Origin of the sequence: Thermus altitudinis, assembly GCF_022760835.1 — a bacterium.
GTDB lineage: Bacteria > Deinococcota > Deinococci > Deinococcales > Thermaceae > Thermus > Thermus altitudinis.
This window is the reverse complement of the sequence record NZ_JAKTNQ010000058.1, coordinates 1-1,357: the sequence shown is the minus strand read 5'-3', so window position 1 is coordinate 1,357 and position 1,357 is coordinate 1. Positions and strand designations below refer to the sequence as shown.

2 protein-coding genes are annotated in these 1,357 nt (G+C 63.9%); both read left to right on the top strand.

From position 1 onward, the window contains the following. Positions 1 to 231: 231 nt before the first annotated feature. Positions 232 to 513, top strand: coding sequence for a type II toxin-antitoxin system Phd/YefM family antitoxin (locus L0D16_RS12170; RefSeq protein ID WP_243032450.1), 282 nt, complete (start codon positions 232 to 234; stop codon positions 511 to 513). Then, on the top strand, positions 494 to 844 hold the full coding sequence (locus L0D16_RS12165) for a type II toxin-antitoxin system VapC family toxin (RefSeq protein WP_243032449.1): 351 nt from the start codon (positions 494 to 496) through the stop codon (positions 842 to 844). The genes L0D16_RS12170 and L0D16_RS12165 overlap by 20 nt, the downstream gene beginning before the upstream one ends. Positions 845 to 1,357: the final 513 nt, after the last annotated feature.

The following is a 1,357-nucleotide window of genomic DNA, read 5'->3' as shown; positions in this document are numbered from 1 at the left end:
TGGTTGAGGAAACCCACGGCATCCTTGGCCATCTAGCCCCCGGGGTGAGCCTGGTGGAGGAGCTGATCCGAGAGCGCCGGGAGGAGGCCCGGAAGGAGGAGGCAGGGTGAGGGCCGTGCTGGGTGCCTCGGGCCTCCGGGCCCTCTTGCTGGGTCAGCCCTGCAGGGGTAACCAATCACGCTTTGTTGGCCAATAATGGCCATATCTCTAATCGTTGAAGAGGGGTTCGCAATGCCCAAGACTGCGGGTGGGAACAAGAAACTGGTCAACATCGCCGAGGCCAAGGCCCAGCTCTCCCGGTTGGTGAAGCGGGTCGAGCGGGGGGAGGTGATCCTTATCGGGCGGTATGGGCGGGTGGTGGCCATGCTGGCGCCTCCCGAGGTCCCTCCCAAGCCCAAGCGGGTGCCGGGGGTCTGGAAGGGCAAGATCTGGATTGCCCCTGACTTCGACGAACCCAACGCCGAGATGGCCCGGATGATGGAGGAAGGTCCGGTTGAACCTACTGCTCGGTAGCCACATCCTGTTGTGGTGGCTTTCCGACGATCAAAGGCTCACACCCAAGGCCCGCCGGTGGATTAAGCAGGCCGACGTGCTCTTTGTGAGCGCCGCGACCACCTGGGAGCTCGCGGTGAAGGCTTCGCTAGGAAAGTTGCGGATGCCGGAGGGCTTTCTGGAGGTAGTGGAGGCGCAGGGGTCCAGCCATCTGCCCATCACGCCGGCGCACGCCATGGCCGTGCAGGGCCTGCCCTGGCACCATCGCGACCCCTTTGACCGCATCCTTCTGGCCCAGGCCATCGTGGAGGGGCTGAGGCTGGTGAGTGCGGATGGGGCGCTGGCTTCGTAGGGAAAGTTTGTGATCAGCGTCTAGGGGGAAGAGGGCTCCCACGTTCATCGGTCACGCCCAACGGGCGTAGAGTGGGTGGCAGATGTCCCCTTGGGAAGGGCGGCCCCTATGCACGCTGGGCCTCGAGGTGGTCGGCGTGACGACTCGTGAAGAGCGAGGCTGCAAGATATGGGTTTCGCCCGTGATCGCGGTTCTCACGGGACGGCCCATACCGTAACCACCCTCACGGGCTCTGTCCGGGCGCAAAAGCATTCCTTCCATCGGTAGGCAAGCCACGCCCTGAGTCCATATCCCCTAGGGTCAGGGCCGAAAGGTAGGTTTCCTCCGGGGGGGTCGCCTCCTGCCAGGCCACCACGCCGGGGTTTGGCTAGAGCCTCACCGTTTCTGAGACACTGTCGTAAAAGTGGAGTTCTATACTTGAAAGGTGGCCCCTACACGTAGGTTTTACCCCAGCGACCCCTCGGACACGGAGTGGGCCATCCTGGAGCCGTTGATCCCCGCCCCCAAGCCAGG